Annotated in this window: 12 protein-coding genes; 6 read left to right on the top strand and 6 right to left on the bottom strand. The window is 41.3% G+C overall.

The genetic code is table 11. The features are described from left to right. Positions 1 to 100: 100 nt before the first annotated feature. The 3 genes from HWQ40_RS26540 to HWQ40_RS26530 form a co-directional block, all read right to left on the bottom strand. Positions 101 to 730 (bottom strand): GAF domain-containing protein, encoded by a 630-nt coding sequence (locus HWQ40_RS26540; protein WP_292783978.1) that lies wholly within the window; start codon positions 728 to 730, stop codon positions 101 to 103. A gap of 1,221 nt (positions 731 to 1,951) precedes the next feature. Next, on the bottom strand, positions 1,952 to 7,996 hold the full coding sequence (locus tag HWQ40_RS26535; protein WP_292783974.1) for a DUF4347 domain-containing protein: 6,045 nt from the start codon (positions 7,994 to 7,996) through the stop codon (positions 1,952 to 1,954). 1,038 nt (positions 7,997 to 9,034) lie between these two features. Beyond that, the gene (locus tag HWQ40_RS26530; protein WP_292783971.1) at positions 9,035 to 9,412 is read right to left on the bottom strand and encodes a VOC family protein; all 378 of its coding nucleotides are present in this window, start codon (positions 9,410 to 9,412) and stop codon (positions 9,035 to 9,037) included. Between the two features lie 214 nt (positions 9,413 to 9,626). Here HWQ40_RS26530 and HWQ40_RS26525 point away from each other — a divergent pair, with 214 nt between their 5' ends. Then, complete coding sequence (locus HWQ40_RS26525; protein WP_104908532.1) at positions 9,627 to 10,343, top strand: hypothetical protein; 717 nt, start codon at positions 9,627 to 9,629, stop codon at positions 10,341 to 10,343. 248 nt (positions 10,344 to 10,591) lie between these two features. Here HWQ40_RS26525 and HWQ40_RS26520 read toward each other — a convergent pair whose 3' ends face one another. After that, entirely contained in the window at positions 10,592 to 10,726 is a 135-nt protein-coding gene (locus HWQ40_RS26520; protein WP_292783965.1) for a hypothetical protein, read from the bottom strand. Between the two features lie 204 nt (positions 10,727 to 10,930). Between HWQ40_RS26520 and fghA the strand changes: the two genes are divergently transcribed. Both fghA and HWQ40_RS26510 read left to right on the top strand, forming a co-directional pair. Further along, positions 10,931 to 11,776, top strand: coding sequence for an S-formylglutathione hydrolase (gene fghA, locus HWQ40_RS26515; RefSeq protein WP_292783962.1), 846 nt, complete (start codon positions 10,931 to 10,933; stop codon positions 11,774 to 11,776). Positions 11,777 to 12,245: 469 nt separating this feature from the next. Then, positions 12,246 to 12,515, top strand: a complete 270-nt coding sequence (locus HWQ40_RS26510; protein ID WP_292783959.1) for an SDR family oxidoreductase — start codon at positions 12,246 to 12,248, stop codon at positions 12,513 to 12,515. Positions 12,516 to 12,558: 43 nt separating this feature from the next. Here the strand turns inward: HWQ40_RS26510 and HWQ40_RS26505 are convergent, their stop codons facing one another. Next, the gene (locus HWQ40_RS26505; protein WP_292783957.1) at positions 12,559 to 13,350 is read right to left on the bottom strand and encodes an S-adenosyl-l-methionine hydroxide adenosyltransferase family protein; all 792 of its coding nucleotides are present in this window, start codon (positions 13,348 to 13,350) and stop codon (positions 12,559 to 12,561) included. 155 nt (positions 13,351 to 13,505) lie between these two features. Here HWQ40_RS26505 and HWQ40_RS26500 point away from each other — a divergent pair, with 155 nt between their 5' ends. The 3 genes from HWQ40_RS26500 to HWQ40_RS26490 all read left to right on the top strand — a co-directional run bounded on the left by HWQ40_RS26500 (position 13,506) and on the right by HWQ40_RS26490 (position 17,261). Then, positions 13,506 to 14,414 carry a hypothetical protein gene (locus HWQ40_RS26500; protein WP_292783954.1) on the top strand — a complete coding sequence of 303 codons (909 nt, stop codon included), beginning with the start codon at positions 13,506 to 13,508 and terminating at the stop codon, positions 14,412 to 14,414. 14 nt (positions 14,415 to 14,428) lie between these two features. Next, the gene (locus HWQ40_RS26495) at positions 14,429 to 16,351 is read left to right on the top strand and encodes an Hsp70 family protein (RefSeq protein WP_292783952.1); all 1,923 of its coding nucleotides are present in this window, start codon (positions 14,429 to 14,431) and stop codon (positions 16,349 to 16,351) included. An 85-nt stretch (positions 16,352 to 16,436) separates the two neighbouring features. After that, on the top strand, positions 16,437 to 17,261 hold the full coding sequence (locus HWQ40_RS26490) for a M90 family metallopeptidase (protein ID WP_292783949.1): 825 nt from the start codon (positions 16,437 to 16,439) through the stop codon (positions 17,259 to 17,261). A gap of 385 nt (positions 17,262 to 17,646) precedes the next feature. On the opposite strand, the gene HWQ40_RS26485 is transcribed toward HWQ40_RS26490, so the two are convergent. Then, positions 17,647 to 18,102, bottom strand: coding sequence for an EVE domain-containing protein (locus HWQ40_RS26485; RefSeq protein WP_292783946.1), 456 nt, complete (start codon positions 18,100 to 18,102; stop codon positions 17,647 to 17,649). Positions 18,103 to 18,480: the final 378 nt, after the last annotated feature.

The raw sequence follows: 18,480 nt of genomic DNA, 5'->3' as shown, positions 1-18,480 counted from the left end.
TTGTTATAATGGGTTCTCTAAAATTCTTATACAAAGTTCTTTTGATTGATCTCAACTTCAACTTTGGCTGAACTGTCAACTTTTTCCGGTTTTGATTGAGTTATGGCGTTAGCTTTTGGCAAGATATGACCCTTCGCTGATGGCGTTCTGCTTCCCCAAGAGCGATTCGTAGCTCTGCCGCTACTAGTTGGAGATACTCAATTTCTAAAGCACTCCATTGACGCGGGCCACTCCACTGGTGAGCAATTAGTAAGCCCCACAAATGAGGATATGTACTGGAAACTCCATCAACTTCTTGATTATTTACTAAAATTGGTACTACTAAATTAGCTCGAATCTGCAAGTCTATTAATAACTTTTTATAACAAGGATCAAGCGTTGTAGTATTAATGTACTCAATCACACCAACGTATCCATCTCGATATTGCTCTACCCATGTCGCATTGAAGCAAGGATGGTAAATTAATTGCCCTAGAATCGGTTTCCATCCATGACTTACAGACTCTTCTTTTATTACTCCATCTCCATCATCCAAAAAGCGATAGATAATGGCGCGTAGGCGTAGCCCGTCGTAGACATCGCTTTCTAAGGTTTTTCTAACTTCGCTGACAATAATCTTGAGAATTTCACTTACTTCAAGTGACTGGTGAATTTGGTCAGCCAGCATCCTAATTCGAGCGAGGATTTCCTTTAAATCAATTTCAGAACCTGATAGACGATTGAACAGCATGGTAATCTATAACAAAGATATGTATATTTACGTAGCTAAAATGTCAAAAAATGCTTATGTATTTTATTTTATTCCAAATTACCTAAAACGTTAAGTTAAATTCAAGCTTAAATTTGATAGTTGGTAATAATGTCATGTCCGCTTGATTGCTTATTAAACCCGAAGAACCCCATCCCCGCCAAAGCTATGTCTCCCCTAAGAGCTTGCGGGGGGTGGGGTGTATTGACTGTGGTTAGCATAACTAAATTATGCGGACATGATATAACTTCAAAATCAAACCAATTGCTCAAAGGCTAAACCTTAATATTCGTACTGCAATTTATAGCAATTTTCATTTTAACGATATATACACTAGAGACGCATAGCTAGCCGTGAATCCCTACGAATTTTTTGTAGTCCAAGTAATTGCAAAGCCTGCTATATATTGGATGTTTTACGCATTCTTGTTTAATCTATTAATGAAGTAAAATCCCAACCCAGCAATTGAGCAACTTGAGCAGGGAGCGTAACTGCCGGGATACGCTGACATGAACCGCAGTGTGCAGAGAGCTAGAGGTGTTACTGTCCGCAAAACTTAGCTTGACATAAACTAAGACAACTACAGACTCAAACACTGCCATCCCCGACTGAAATCTGTGTCAGTGCATTTGTACTATATATTTTCTGTTTGATTTCTAGCCAGTTGTGATGAAGCGGTGACGCTTGCGCTGCATCCACCTTAAGGTGGTTCGGAGAACGTGAACGTCAACAACTGGCCATTGGGTAGGATTTTGAGACGGGAATTGATCCCTTGTAGAATTTTCTCAATGTTCCTGTAACCCTGTTGATATATAAATTAAAACTGCAACAGAAAAACTTTGGATGCCAAATTGCCAAAAGCACGTGTTTCTAACCTACGATGTACACACAAGTCGAAAAAAGCTTGGTTTTCCATTGTTCTCTCGTTTATCTCGTTCCCATACTCTGCATGGGAATGGCTATTATGTGCTGCTGCCTCCAGTCAGGCATAGAGTCTCTGACTCAATGAATGCATGGACAGTCGGAGACTGGGAACGAGAAAAGTCTTATCAAGCTAGGTTTTTAGGACTTATGTATACACCGTAGTAAGGCGTGGGGGAGTGGATTTGATTTAAGAGTTTATGATTTTTCCTCTAAAATTTCTGGAGGTAAACTCATAAACTCCATTCCAAAATCATGATGCAGGACACGAAGACACAGATTTTAGAGCATTGCTATAAAATCACTCTCTGTAATCAAGCTGGGATTGATGCCGCTTAAAATAGCTAATGTCTCATTTGTGGAAGTAATCCGAATAGAAGTCTTATTACTACTTGCAGAGATAGTTAAAGCCCCATAAGTTAAACCACCGAATAAACCAAGTTTGTCGATACCATCCTTAAAATCAAAGATGCTATCACTGCCGTTTCCTGATGCGAGAACAAAAATATCCGCACCTGTTTGTCCATAGAGTAAATCATTGCCAGCACCGCCAATCAGGATGTCGTCACCTGCACCACCATAAAGGTAGTCATTGCCAGCATTGCCAATTAGACGATCGCTGTCATTCTGACCGTACAGGTAATCATTATTACTGCCGCCTAAGAGGCTATCATTACCATTACCGCCATAAAGATAGACACTACCAATGGTGAATGATGAAGCATCTAAGGTATTTTTACTAATGCCACCTGTCAACGTTACTCGTTCAATATTGATCAGGCTATCACTACCTAAACCGCTTAGTTGAGTATTAGTTAAGGTAAAGTTGACATCAGCTGATTCATTTACGTAATCAATGCCATCACCACCATCAAGAATATCATCGCCTTTACCACCATAAAGGTAATCATTGCCAGCACCAGCAATCAGGCGATCGTTACCATCCTGACCGTAAAGGTAGTCATTTCCTGCATAGCCGTAGATGGTATCATCAGTTGCACCGCCATTCAGCTTATTGCCTGAAGACGTACCAGAGATAGTTTTTTCGCTGACATCATTCAGATTGATAGTGATCGCTTGTTTGGTACTCGTATCAGTGCCATCACTGACAGTAACTTGTAATTGAAAGTTAGGATGGCTCTCAAAGTCAAGATCATCGCGATCGCTAACAGTAATTTGTCCCGAAGTGGGGTTGATGCTAAAAGCAGTTTTCCCATCTCCATCGAGGTCAAGATTGCCATCAAGAATTGTCCAGTTGGAAAATAAGCTAGTTCCCTCAACATCGGTAGCAACTACAGTACCAATCACCGTGTTATTACTGCTGTTTTCATTAACACTGAAGCTTTGATTTGGGGTAACAACTGGGGCATCGTTGACAGCAGTCAAGTTAATCGTCTGGGAAACTCTGGCACTAGTGCCACCATCACCATCAGTCAACACAAAGCTAACGGTACGGGGAGTAGTAGTGGGATTCTCAGAGATGTTGAGATAAGTAATACTACGTATTAAGGCTTGGATAGCAGCAGGTGTAGCTTTAGAGTTAAAGTTGATTACCAAGTCTTGAGTCCCAATACCGCCACTGAAAGTAGCGATAAAGCTAGTATCGTACAAAATGCTTGTGTCATTGACTTGAATTTTATTGGTTGTATTGTTTTGGATGATGAGGCGATCGTCAGCACTTCCGCCATTACTGAATTGAACAGTCAATTTACCTGAATCTAAGTCTTGAGAATCAGGGTCTAGGACGGTTGCACCAGGATCAATGAAGATAGCAGGATCATTTTCAGTGTAGGTGGGATTAGTTCCTGGCAAACTGACTGTAGAAGAATCGTTGACAGCAGTAATATTAATCGTCTTAAAGACAGTAGTACTAGTACCGCTATCACCATCAGTCAACACAAAGCTGACAGTACGGGGAGTAGTGGAGGGATTCTCAGAGATATTGGCGTAACTAATACTGCGTATCAAGGCTTGGATAGCAGCAGGTGTAGCTTTAGAGTTAAAGTTGATTACTAAGTCTTGAGTCCCAATACCGCCACTGAAAGTAGCGATAAAGCTAGTATCGTACAAAATGCTTGTGTCATTGACTTGAATTTTATTCGTTGTATTGTTTTGAATGATGAGGCGATCGTCAGCAGTTCCACCATTACTGAATTGAACAGTCAATTTACCTGAATCGAAGTCTTGAGAATCAGGGTCTAGGACGGTTGCACCAGGATCAATGAAAATAGCAGGGTCATTTTCAATGTACGTGGGATTAGTCCCTAGCAAACTGACTGTAGGAGAATCGTTGACAGCGGTAACGTTAATCGTCTTGGAAACTGTGGCACTAGTACCCCCATCACCATCAGTCAATACAAAGCTGACAAGACGGGGAGTAGTAGTGGGATTCTCAGAGATGTTGGCATAACTAATACTACGTAGCACAGCTTGGACGGCAGTAGGCGTAGCTTTAGAGTTAAAGTTGATTACTAAGTCTTGAGTGCCAATACCGCCATTGAAAGTACCGATAAAGCTACCATTGTACAAAAAGCTTGTGTTGTTGTTGACTTCAATTTTATTTGTTGTGTTGCTTTGGACGATGAGGCGATCGTCAGCAGTTCCACCATTACTGAAGCGAACAGTCAATTTACCGGAATCGAAGTCTTGGGAATCAGGGTCTAGGACGTTTGCACCAGGGTCAATGAAGATAGCAGGGTCGTTTTCAGTGTAGGTGGGATTAGTTCCTGGCAAACTGATTGTCGGAGAATCGTTGATAGCGGTAACGTTAATCGTCTTGGAAACTGTGGCACTAGTACCCCCATCACCATCAGTCAATACAAAGCTGACAAGACGGGGAGTAGTGGAGGGATTCTCAGAGACATTGGCGTAACTAATACTACGTATCAAGGCTTGGACGGCAGTAGGCGTAGCTTGAGAGTTAAAGCTGATTATTAAATCTTGGATGCCGATACCACCAGTGTAATTACCAATTAGACTAGTATTGTAAAAAACATTTGTGCCAAAGTATTCAATTTTATTTGTCGGGCTGTTTTGAATGGCAAAACGGTCATCAGCAGTTCCGCCATTACTCAAGCGAACAGTTAATTTACCTGAATCAAAGTCTTGGGAATCAAAGTCTGTGACAGTTGCACTAGGGTCGATGAAGATGCTGGGTGCATTTTCAAAGTAAGTGGGGTTTGTGCTGGCCAAAGTGACTGTAGGCGCTTGATTACCAACATTTAAAGTTACTGTGGCAATATTAGAATCTGCAATCCTATCATTAGCTTTATAGCTGAATGTATCAACACCTTGAAAGCCAGCATTAGGAGTGTAAGTAAAAGACCCATTAGAATTGAAAACGAGGCTACCGTTGTTTGTCCCAGACACTAAAGTTGCTTTCAGTGGCGTGTTTTCAATATCTGAGTCATTGGTTAATACACCAGCAACTAAATTGTTAGGGGTAGCGCGGTATTGAATGCGGCCTTTGAAACTTTCGCTGGCAGGGTCGACATCACCGTATTCTTGGAAGGTGGCATCAAAGTTGAGAATTTCGTCGCCAGAACCATAGGTGATTTGGTTGACTGTAAACTGACCTGTGAGACTGTTATAGCCTCGTCCATTACCACTGACATCTAAACCAGGCTGATTAGAGGCTTGGAATGGGAAACGCGCCGCACCTGTGTATGTAGTGCCTGCTGTCAGTGGAGCATTAAATGGAGCTGCAAATGAAAGATCCCACGAATCGGTAATACCAGAGAAACTAATTCGGATAGCATTATTCTTACTGGAATTTGTGGGGTAGGCACGGACAGCGCTAATCTTATTTGGGGTGGGACTATAGCTATAGTAATCACTTTGACCGATATAGTTACCGCGATCGCTATCTAAAGTCAGCGATGTAATTGCAGCAGCAGTCTGTAATTGTGTGTTTACTGCTACAAAATAAGTATCGTTTTTAACTATTGGTGGCTGATTAGTGCCAATAGCCGCACTGGTAACCTTGATATCATCAACCCCAATCCACTCATCTTCCCCATTCGCATCAGTAGTAATAAAGCGAACTTGGACTTTTGCCTGATTGGTAACTTCGGGTGGCAATAAAACAATTAGGCGTGCTTCCCGTGCGTCAGAAGACACTAAGGTTGAGGCGTTATTAGAAGCATCGGGTACAAAAGCTGATGGCAGATTGATGAAATCTCCTGTGTCCCCAATGCGGTATTGTACAGCAACAGATTGAATGGCATCGCGGGTTGAGGTATCTATGTCACGTAGGGTGAAGTAAAGTAGAACATTCTGCCTTCCAGTAGCATCTAAATAAATAACTAAATTCGGCGCTGTAGCGGTTGATGAACCTCTGAGGGCAATAGTTGGATTGCTCAATGCAAATTCTGTAATCCCGCTATTTGTGTAGGTATTTGGATTACTTTGATTAGCATTCACATCAACAGGAGTTGCAGACCCATCAGCTAATACTGTTTGTGGGTTAGTACCCATACTACTAACTAAACCATCACCTCGAAAACCCCTAATATTGGGTAAATTACTCCAATCATCATCCGTATTAATCAAATTAGTATTTGACCAGTCTTGGAAAAAGTCGCTTGTTGCTAGTTTGTAATAAGTTACATAGGGAGTAGAAACATTACTAAAGGGTGCCTCGTAACGTGTTACAACAAAGTTACCGTTGTCACTTCCTGTAACCACAATTTTACCGTCAGACTGAACGGCAACCGCAGTGTCTTGAAAATAACTACTGCCAACGGGGGTTATAACTTTACCACTATTGCCAAAGCTGGTATCTAAGCTGCCATTAGAGTTGTAGACAGCTAAAGCAAAATCACGGCGCGAGCTTCCGTTTTGAGCAAACCCAGACACGACAATTTTGCCATTCTGCAAAATGGCCAAACTTTGACCAGCATCATTGCTGCTGCCTAAATCTGTAACAACCTTACCGCTATTACCAAAATTAGCGTCCAGAGTGCCATCAGAGTTATACCGTGCTAGAGCAAAATCTCCATTAGCACCAATGTCCCCAGTAGATCCCGCCACGACAATTTTGCCATCAGATTGCAGAGCAACACTATTTCCAAAGTCATCTCTGCCAGGAAAGTCTGTGATTACTTTACCGTTACTGCCAAAATTAGTATCTATACTGCCATTCGAGTTGTAACGTGCCAAGATAAAATTATTGTTGCCATTAACCATGACACCCCCAGTCACTACAACCTTACCGTCTGGCTGAATCACGATACTTGCAATAAAGTCTTGACCGTCGCTCATGGAAGTAATAACCCTACCCCCATTACCAAAGCTAGTATCCAGACTACCATCTGAGTTGTAACGTATCAGGGCGAAGTCATTCGGGTCAACAGATCCCCCCACAACAATTTTGCCGTCTGGCTGGACGGCAATACTTTCTATCCATTCGCTTTTACCCTCAAAGTTTGTAGAAATTTTTCCGCCACTGCCAAAGGTAGTATCTAAGCTGCCATTAGAGTTGTAGCGTACAAGAGCAGCATCAGTTTGGTTGCCATTGTAGGTAATTCCGCCGATTAAAATTTTGCCATCTGACTGAATGGTAACGCTGTAGGCTCTATCGGTTTGGTTAGCAAAATCTGCGATCGCCTTGCCGCTAGTGCCAAAGCTGCTATCCAGGCTACCATCTGGATTATAGCGAACCACCGCAAAGTTACCATTACTATTGTAGGTTTCTCCTACTACTACAATCTTGCCATCCGCTTGAATGGCAACACCATAAGCTGTGTCACTACCACCAATATCTGTAATGACTTTACCACCAACTCCAAAGGTACTATCCAGGTTTCCAGGAGCAAGTATTCCTGTATAAGTAGAAAGAATCTCTTGTCGGAATGCCAAAGCTATAGGATGTGGGATGGGGAAATCTTTGCCAACTTGAACCTGTAAATTCCAATCTCCTCCCAACGCCGCATTACCTGTTGGTGTAGTAGAAGCAGCAATATTTGCTCCTGTCAATCGGTGTAACTTCTGTAAAAATTCCTCTCCTGCATCACCAACTGCGACGTTACAGCCGTAGAGTATTAGAGATGGAGAGAACCAAGTTTGTAGCTCTTGGGTATAGCGTTCTAAACTGCTGAGACTGAGTTGAGTATTACCCAGGTAAAGGCAACCGGGAGAACCATGAGAAACAATGTGGACACTTTCAACTCTAGGGCGTTGTAACAGTATTTGAGTAATTTGCTCTACTCCATCTTGGCTCGATGCAAGGACTATTACCTCAATTTCTGATACAACATTTTTCAGCAATATTTCATAGTTATTAACGGAGGAGTCAAGGAAAAGTATGCCTGTATTCTGAATATTCATGTTCTTGCAGTTCTCCGCTAAAGTTTAGGTATCTAGTTGTTAGTGAAACTTTTGGATAAGAGATAAAAATTGGATGATTTAAGGACAAGAGCATAATCCATAAATCATTGATCCATTGATCGAAAATTAAATTTGATTTTCCAGCCTAATTAATGAAGGAATTTACAAGCAGAAAAATCATTCCTCCTTTGCTATTTTGCTGATTGCAGATATTAATTACATCGATATATTTTCTGAAATATTATTAAGAAGCTATAAAGCCTCAAAAAATAATTAGTCATGATTAGTAATAATTACTACTTTAATAAGAAATAAGTCAGAATTCAGTATGAATTATACACGTCTGGCGGATAAGTCTAATGGAATATCTGACAAGCAAAGCTCTCTCGACAACTCGTCACAATTCATCATACGCCCGCAGTTTGGACTGCTATGCCAACGTTAACGGTTGTGACGAAGTTGGTTAGAGCGATCGCTATTAGCCCAAGTTGCTAGTTATCAAATTTTAGATTTTTTTGCATCCGTCAATTCATGCGATCGCCATCACAAGTTGACGGTTACGCGTAGCTCAACTGTCAACTTTGACTAAATACTGAATTATTTAGCGTCGAATATTTAACTTATCTCAGGAATATTTATTGTAGGTTAAATGAAAAAATAAATGCTTCAATCTTCAGTAAAAACCCTAGCCAAGTACAAGCATGAATAAATTTTGGAAAAACACCAGTAATACCACTGAATACGGTTTTAATATCATGTTGAGTAGATTGTTTGATCTATTTATTCTAGGGTTGGTCTTGACGCAAGGAATTCCTGTTACGCATTACTTTTAAGAATATTTGACTACTTTCTTCCAGATCATTATCGACGGTATAAGCAGTATAAGCTGAATCAGCATATACTTCGCTACCAGGTTGGCGTTTCGGAGGCAAGGCATTGAGCGCACGTACATCTAAAGCGCTATCTGCACAGCTTGGGGATTAGGTAGTAACATGAGTTCAGTTGCTACCTAAATCACCGATTTCAGCAATAAGCTAGTTAAGACTGCGGATTTTGCCGAAGTCCCAACAAGTTTCCGTCAATATCTTTAAAGACAGACAATTGAACTCCGTGACCGACGTCTGTAATTGGCCCAACTTCAACTCCTTTTTCAATAAGGCTTTGACGAGCAGCAACTATATCCTTTACAACAAAGGTGCTAACAGTATTACCTGCTTCAACTGAGTTACTTAAGTTCAGTCCAATTGCAAAGCGCTCAATATCAGGGATACTAAACTGTCTCCAGCTAGGCGTGTCATATTTTGATTCAAGAACTAAACCGAGTTTTTCAGTGTACCATTTGACACTAGCTTCCAGATCAGTAACGTCTACTTTACTAACGAAACTATATTCACCAAAGGTGTTTTTCAATGTCATATCTACTGTCCTAATCCAAAACTTTTACAATATAGCTATTATCACCCTTTTTCGTGACAAACAACTGTAAACCTATCGTTAAACAGTAGTTTAATATTTAGAGGCAGATTATGAAAATTCATCCCAAATCAATTCTTCTTGTTTTAGTTCAGCAATTCTCCTTTTTAGATATTTCTACTGAGAGTTAAGTCTTTTAATAAACCAAAAAAATATAATGTTTACGCATATCAATGCTAACTTCACGCGGATAGATGAGATAGTTCCTAATATATATAAGCTTTCTATCTCTAATAATAAAAAGTTTGTTTTCAGTCAATTCCTTATCCTTGATGAGCGTCCGATGCTTATTCATACGGGTCGCTCAAATTGGTTCGAGCAAACTTATGAACTTGTTTCGTCTGTCTGCGATGCTTCAAAACTTCATTACATTGGTTTATGTCACCTTGAGGCTGATGAGTGCGGAGCGCTTAATCAATGGCTTGAAGCAGCGCCACAAGCAAAAACAATTGTAAGTCCTCTGAATCAATCGAACATGGATGACTTTGCACTGCGACCAACAACGGCTCTTAAGAATAACTTTGCTCTTTCCTTGGGTAAAAGAGATATCATACTGATTGAAACTCCTCATTTCCCTCATGGATGGGAGGGTTGTATATTCTATCAGCCGCAAGAGGAGATCCTTTTTTGTTCTGATCTTGCGGCTCATCCTGGTCAGTTCGAGGAACCGATTACCGAAAAGGATCTTACAGAATCTATCATTAACTTTCAGCAAAAAGTCGGGTTTATGTCTGAAGGAAAAAGCTTCACTCGAGGGATTGAGGCAATAGAGAATCTACCTATTAAGTACCTTGCAACAATGCATGGTTCTATTATTCATGGGGAGTCCATCTCGAAGCTTCTTTCAAAAATGAAGCAAACCTTTGGATCTTAAGTTGATTGTAGCCGTGAAGGGCTACTGGACTGGTGAATTTAACTCTCAAGTTGATTATTTTAAGTTTTGTCAGCTTTTAAAACTCGATCCCTCTAACTGGAGTTTAGATTAAAGCAAGCAAAAATAGCTCGACATTTGAAGCAATTGATTCCATGTCGAACAATGAAATGAACTCAGAGTAATAAAAGAAATGAAAAGCAGTTAGGCAGTATTTTTAGATACTTTCTTAGGCTTGGTAAAAGCTTTTTTCACAATCGGATAACGAGTCCGTGGCGCTCTGGGCCTACCGGAAGTCCAACCAGCCAGGGGACTTTCCTCGCTTGTTTCTGGTCAGGTCTAGGTGTTCTAATCCGAGCCAAAACTGCTGCAAATTGGCTGTACATTGGCTGAATTATTGTGTTTGAAATCAACCAAAATTGTGCAATTAGGGGTTGATACTTGCAACTTTTAGTTGCAAGACAAGCATCAAGGAAAGCAACTAAATCCTCGCTAGTTTTACCCCAAGTTGTGCAGGCAAGAGGAACATATTTAAACTCACGCTAAAATAATCATTCTCCCACAACCGCTCAGGAAATAGAATACAACCAATGCCTAACCTCAACCTCATTTCCGAATTTATTTGCTTTGGTGGCAAACTCGGCTTTTACAGTCATCCCTCCTCAACCTGTAACGGTGAAATGCGCTTTAGTATTTATCAACCACCACAAGCAACTCAAAAACCTGCGCCGATTCTCTATTTCCTATCTGGTTTGAGTTGCACGGAAGAGAATTTTATGGTTAAGGCGGGAGGAGTGCAGCGCTTTGCGGCTGAGTACGGTTTAATATTGGTTGCACCAGATACTAGTCCGCGTAATACTGGCATTGCAGGTGAGGATGACGACTGGGATTTTGGCACAGGTGCAGGCTTTTATGTTGATGCTACAGAAGAACCTTGGCGTAAAAACTACCAAATGTATAGTTATATTGTTGAGGAATTACCTGCTTTAATTAACGCAAATTTCCCCACCCAACCTGATAAACAAGGTATCTTCGGTCATTCAATGGGGGGACACGGGGCGCTTGTCTGTGCAATCAGAAACCCAGAACTCTATAAATCAGTATCAGCCTTTGCACCTCTAGCTGCACCTATGCGTTGTCCTTGGGGTCAAAAAGCTTTCAGTGGTTATCTTGGCAGCAATCAAGAAAGTTGGCGTGCTTATGATTCTAGTGAATTAGTCAAACAACAAAGATATCACAGTTCAATTCTCATTGACCAAGGGACTGCTGATAAATTTTTAGCTGAGGAATTATTACCAAAGGTGTTTGAGCAAGCTTGTGCAGATGTTAATCAGCCGCTAAACTTACGTTACCAACAAGGCTACGATCACAGTTATTATTTTATCGCCACTTTTATTGAAGATCATATCCGCCACCATGCCAGCGCTTTAGCTTAAAACGTAACTGACTAGTGACCTTATTAACTCTAAAGATTTACCTGCTTTGACTGCGGTGGCTTTTTAGCTTCGTCGAATTCACCTTAAAATAATAGATATATGGCATAAAACTGAACGAGGAATATCATAAGGACTACTGTAGGGGAAAGTAAAGTAGCCACTCTCTTTCGTCATGTTGATTATTCTTGTTTACTGTTGAAAATGGGGGAGCGATCGCTCTTTTTCACTTGGTAGAGTCTGAAGTTTAAACTAAAAGCGATCGCTGATTGATTTGGGTGTGGGTAGACAGGGAAAAGTGGAAATAAGTTGTGAACGAATAGATTAGACCTCTTGCAAAAGTCCCTAACACCCCACCCCCAACCCCTCCCCGCTTGCGGGGAGGGGAGACAAAGCGTAGCTTTGGCGGGGTGGAGTTCTTATTTTTGATTTATGCAAGAGGTCTATTGTTTATGCTGCGACTAAGGCAGCCGTGCGCTCATTCGCACGCACTTGGTCGGTTGACCTCAAAGAACGCCACATCCGGGTCAATGTTGTCAGCCCTGGGATTATCCCCACAGCCGCTGACGATCGCCTGGGGATAACTGACGAAATGCATACGGCGATGTTGAATGGCATTCCTTTGGGGCGCCTAGGAACACCGGATGAAGTCACAAAAGCTGTCGTGTTCCTGGCTTCGGACGACAGCAGTTATATTACCGACATTGAATTGTTCGTCGATGGCGGTGTGGCACAAATCTAATCGCTTTTAGTCAGGACAACTCGATAAACCCAGCTACCAAATTTTAGGCAATTTGAGTTACTTGCTGATTCACACGGGGACGACCAAAGCGTTCCCAAGCACTCCCTCCTCGCAGAAATAGCTCTAGGAAGCGCAATGGTTCTCCTGAATCGCCTTTTGACCAACCAGAACTACCAGGAGCAAAAGCTAAAGTTCCTTCAGATACTTTGAAACTACCATCAGAATACACTGCATCGCTGACCACATCTCCAATCCGGATCACGATCTTGCTTTGAGGCTCCAAATTAAGTGTATGGGCCCCGATAGTTGTTTTGATGTTGCCGTAGCCATCAATCCAGGCAATTCGATCTGGTGGAACATCTGGGATTTGCTCACTTTTAAGGCTATCTCCCAGAAAGCTAAAATCTTCACTCATAATGGCAGCCGCCGCCGGAGGAAATACATCCCGTGAGCGAAACTGCGATCCACCACGAGAAACGTTGACCACTCGCAACTCCTTTGTATAGTCTTTGATAAAAGAGAGGGTGTAGCCTGCATTTACACCCACTACTTTTACACCATTGGATAAAAGGGCATAAGTTAGTCCTTCACCTTCATTGTCTCGACGGGCTTCTGGATCATCTTGACGAGGCGCACAGTTGTGATAAATTAGGCGATCGCTAGGGCCTGGGTTAAGTCCCAGTTGAGCAATCCAGAATCCCGTTGCTAAGGTACTGAATGCTGGAACCGAAAGCAAATGAATTTGGGCATGGGGAAAAGTCATCAGCAGACGTTGTGTGACTTCAGTAAATGCCGGATCTCCTGTACCGTAGTCTGCAATGACGCAGATAAACATTCTGCTCCTCCTTTTGATGGGTAGTAATTTGCAATCAACCTAATTCATAATTAGAAATTATGAATTATTCCGTCATTATGTGATTACAGGGTGAAATGAAAAAATGAGTGTTGATTTCACTCCTAATTAATAACGTTAAAGTCTTAATCAATGCAATGAAAACAATCACCTCACTTTTTAGCGAAGAACGCAACCAACTCCAGACAGATATTGATAATACAATCGGCATTGAGCAAATAGTTAAACTGGTTCAAAACCGACTCGATAATCTCGAAAGAATTTATATTGAAAAGCTTAATTTGGCTCAAGTTCGTCTGGCTTCCTTTTTCCTGGATACCCTGCGGCAGTCTATCGCAACCCTTGCAGCAGCTAACTATCTTCAAGCTGCTTCAACAGAGCAAAGGCAAATTCCTAACCCAAGTACAAAATTTTTTTCGAGCAGATTAATCCTGAAACTATTACAGGGGCTAGTTTCTATCGGCATCTTAGGCTCATTGTTTTCTTTAACTAAAACTACCCCAGGTGCGTGGATGGCTATCTTATTAACTTCTCTACTTATAGGACTAGAAATTTTACTTCAACTCGAATTAAACAACCAGCAAAATAATTCTATATCTGAAGGGCTATTGGAATTACCCCAACCGATTCTCCGGGTTGATAGCAAAGTATTTCTAGATTGCCTTGGCGATGCTCTCAACACTATTGACCTAGCAGTGGCTAGAGTAGAAGAATCAAATAAACATGAAGGGGACTTAGCAATAGAAGAATTGCCAGAACTATTAAATTTTCTGCAAAGGCTAATGGGCGCATCAAAACTTGATAAACCCCAAATGGCTCATGAACTGGCGAAACTTCTGCCACAAATTTTAATGTCTCAGGGAATTAACACTCAAATTTACCGACCAAATGACCCGCATAGCGATCGCGAGTATTTTGACTTTGAGCCAAGTATCGATCCCGATACCAAAGATCACGTCACTCTAACTCCGGCTTTGTTAAAAGGCGATCGCTTGATTAGACGCGGTAGGGTAATTGAGCCAGCATATTCCTCTGCTAGAGAATAATAGACAATAAGGGTATGGAAATTTTAGAAACAATCGGTTTTGATTTGGGACACGGTGAAACGGCTGTAGCTAAAGCGATCGTGGAAAGCATCGAACCTCCCCAGATGTTGGAGATTAATAACAAGAAGAACCAAATTACAGCACTTGGTTGGCATCCCAAACTCGGTTATCTTATCGGCGAACAAGCATTAATTCAAGCTGGCGTTACTCAGCTGACAATTTCTTTCAAGCAAAAACCCAACAACGATCCTAAATATCGGGAAACAATTAGCACTTTTGTGGCAACTTACTACCGCCTTTTAAAAGAAAGCAAACAAGTTGAAGGTGGGAAAGGTAGCTATTTTTACATTGGTTGCCCTTCAGGATGGTCAGTTAGCGATCGCTTAGAATACCAAAAGCTGCTTCAAGAAGCTGGTATTCCCCAACTAAATGTTGTACCCGAATCGCGGGCTGCTTTCATGCAAGCCAAGGAAGCCGGGAAGTTGGAGTATGACAAACTTGTTGGCTCGGTGCTAATTGTCGATATTGGTTCTTCAACCACAGATTTTACTCTAGTTAAAAGCTTAGAAGAGATCCCGATAGATTTCGGGAGTAATACTTTAGGTGCATCTCTAATTGACAAAGCTATTTTTGCCCAGACTCTCGCCAGCCACGAACAAAAAGCATTACTCGAAAAAGTATTTCAGGAATATCCCCATCACCAAGCTCGTTGTGAACTTGCTTGCCGCAAAGCTAAAGAAGATTACTTTTCTAATGAACAACTATACAGCGATCCTGAATCTTTTGCGCGTGGCTTCGAGTCGATCAACGAACAGATTTATTTTATTCCCCAAGTAAATAAATTGCTGATGGATGAAATTTTAAATAAACCCTTACCGGAACTGGAGCATCATAGTTGGATTAAATCATTTCGCAACTCTTTAACCGAGGCGAAACAAAAGCTGGAAAAACTTGGAATTGTACCGAAACTTGTGCTGATGACTGGCGGTGCATCTCGGATGAAGTTTACGCACTTTCTTTGTCAGGAAATGTTTCCCGAACCAGAAACGCTGCTTCGCCCCGATCCAGAACCGGAACGGTGTATTGCAATGGGTTTAGCACGAGTAGGACGATGGGATCTGCGTGCTGCTGCTTTTAAACAAGAAGTGAACAAACTATTTACCTCGAACAAGCTTAAAGGTTTGATTGAAAGGCATATCCCGGAGTTAATCGAATCATTAACTAAGCCTTTGACAGATGGCTTGATTGTCAATGCAGTTAAACCAGCTTTAAAAGATTGGCAAAAAAACAAAATACGGACTTTAGCTGATTTAGAAACATCTTTGATCGGTCGTGCAGAACAGTGGCTCAAAAGCGATCGCGCCGTGCAGATAATTAATCATCAATGCGCTTCTTGGTTTAGCAATAAAATACAACCTGATTTAGCTGCACAAACCGATCCAATATGTCGAAAGTTTCAGATACCTAGAAGCAGCTTAAGGTTCGAGGATAGTATTGACCCAAATTTTGTTAACCCAGAGTTGCAAATTGGAGATGCTATCCTGGCTGAGACAGTAGCGTTTATCGTCAATGTAGTAATTGGTGGAGGCGCTGTGGCTAGCATCATCACTCTCATACTAACTGGACATTTAACTTGGCCGATTGCACTAGTATATGGGGCTTCGGTGATGGCGGCAGGAATGGAGCTAAATCGTAAGACTGTTCAAGAAGTAATTAAGACAAATGTAGATGTACCTAGTTGGATTCGTTCTAGTTTTTTGAGCGACAAAAAAATTGAGGATATGTGTGAGCAAATAAAGCCTGAGTTAGAGAAAGTTCTTCAAGAACAACTGACAGCAAATCAAGAGGCTTTTGATAAACTGATTGTCAAAGTTGAGCAAGGACTTCAAAACAGCCTTTCCACCAAGGTTCAATCTTGCATAATTCTGATCCAATAGCGGGAGTTAATGAGTCACAACAACAACAATTATTCTAAACTTTCTGCTTACTAATGAATTAAATATGTAAGCTGCTCAAAAGTCAATGATTAAAATCATAGTTTTCTTTCTCTTTATTGGGCTGATTATCGCTGGGATTTTATTCAATCCGATTATCGTCAAAAGGCGAAGAAACCGTCTCAAACATCGTCCTTTTCCCCCACTTTGGAATGCCATTATTGAGAATAATTTTCCCATTTATCTCTGTCTTTCTCCCGATGAAATCAGACGACTTCAGGGACATATTCAAGTATTCTTAGCAGAAAAGCAATTTATTGGCTGTAGAGGATTACAGGTGACGGAGGAAATGAAACTAACTCTTGCTGCTGTCGCCTGTTTACTTCTATTAAATGAACGTGGACAGTACTTCCCTAGACTTCGTTCGATTCTGGTGTATCCCAACGCTTATTTTGTTCAGGAAACGAATTCTGTCGGAAAATATGTTGTTGAAGAAAGGCGTGTAGCAAGACTGGGGGAATCGTGGACAAATGACCAAGTAGTAGTGTCTTGGGAACAGGTAAAACAAGACACTAATAACTGGAAAGATGGACGTAACGTTGTGCTTCATGAATTCGCCCATCAGTTAGATCAAGAAGATGGTAAAGCTGAAGGAGTTCCGATACTGCAACACAATTCAGACTATCCTATTTGGGCGAAGGTGATGACAGAAGCATATCAGCAACTTTGTAATGATGTTCTACAAGGCGCAAAAACGGTAATGGACAGCTATGGCGCAACAAACCCCGCAGAATTTTTTGCCGTAGCGACTGAGACATTCTTTGAAAAACCGCATCAATTGCTGTCTAAGCATCCGGCACTTTATGAGCAACTGCAACGTTACTATCAATTAGATCCTGTGCAATGGGCGTAAACTAATACCATTTCTTTGTGAGGCTGCGCCAAATTTTCTTTCTTCCTTTGTGTCCTTCTTTGACGAGACGCTGCACGAATGCAGTTCGTTCCTTATATAATTTGGCGCATCTTTATACAGAATTGGTATAAATACAGCAGAATTCAGAATTCAGGAGTAAAACACGTTTTATAACTGGATAACAGACGAATCGTTGTGTATCTCACTTTCCTTGAAATCTGCTGTAAATAGGCAAGAATAAATCACATTATGTCCAGTTAATCAACCTTCTTCAAAATGTTTTACGAATTACGTTAGCGTAGCGGTAGCGAGTCCGCGTACTCTTACAGAGAACCAAGCTACGCTTTTAGCGTCTCGTAGAGAGCGTCATTACGAATTATTTTAACTAGGAGGTTTTCATCGCCAGAATCTTCAAAGCTACTGCTTCAGGGACGGGCATCACTGATAACCGATTTCCTTGTTTCACCAACATAAACTCTTCGGCGCTAAACTCCTCTTTGAGTATTGAGAGCAAGATAGGGTTAGAAAAATTCTCAACAAATTCCACTACAACTGTTTGCCAGCGAGGGGATTCGGAACTTGATTTCGGGTCGTAGTATTTACTTTCTGGCTCAAACTGGGTCGGGTCAGCAATATCTTTTTTCAACACACGCATTAACCCAGCAATACTGGGAGGATTAGTGCTGGAGTGATAGAAAAAAGCTAAGTCTCCTTCATCCATTTGGCGCAAAAAGTTGCGAGCTTGATAATTGCGAACGCCGTCCCAGATAGTCTCTTTCTGCTGTTGAAGGTCAGCAATGCTATAGGCTTCTGGTTCTGATTTCATTAGCCAATAATTCATCTACAGAAATTATGTATATACAAAAGTATTTTAATTTTGACCAGGTAAGTAAGTTCGTAGTAAGGACTAAAGTCCTTATTTTCTAATACCAATTCTGTATGAAGATGCGCTAAACCATAAGTATAAGAAAGAAAAACGAACCGCATTCGCGCAGCGTCTCGTAAGAGTTGGACGCATTTGCGCAGCGTCTCGTAAGAGTTGGACACAAAGAAAGAAGTTATATCATGTCCGCTAGATTACTTATTAAACCTGAAGAACCCCACCCCGCCAAAGCTACGCTTTGTCTCCCCTCCCGAAGAGCGGGGAGGGGCTGGGGGTGGGGTGCAATGACTGTGGAAATCATAACTAATTATACGGACATGATATTAAAAGGGTTTG

It is taken from the genome of Nostoc sp. NMS9, from assembly GCF_017114995.1.
Lineage (GTDB): Bacteria > Cyanobacteriota > Cyanobacteriia > Cyanobacteriales > Nostocaceae > Nostoc.
The sequence above is the reverse complement of the archived record's forward strand: the minus strand, read 5'-3'. Positions and strand labels throughout refer to the sequence as shown.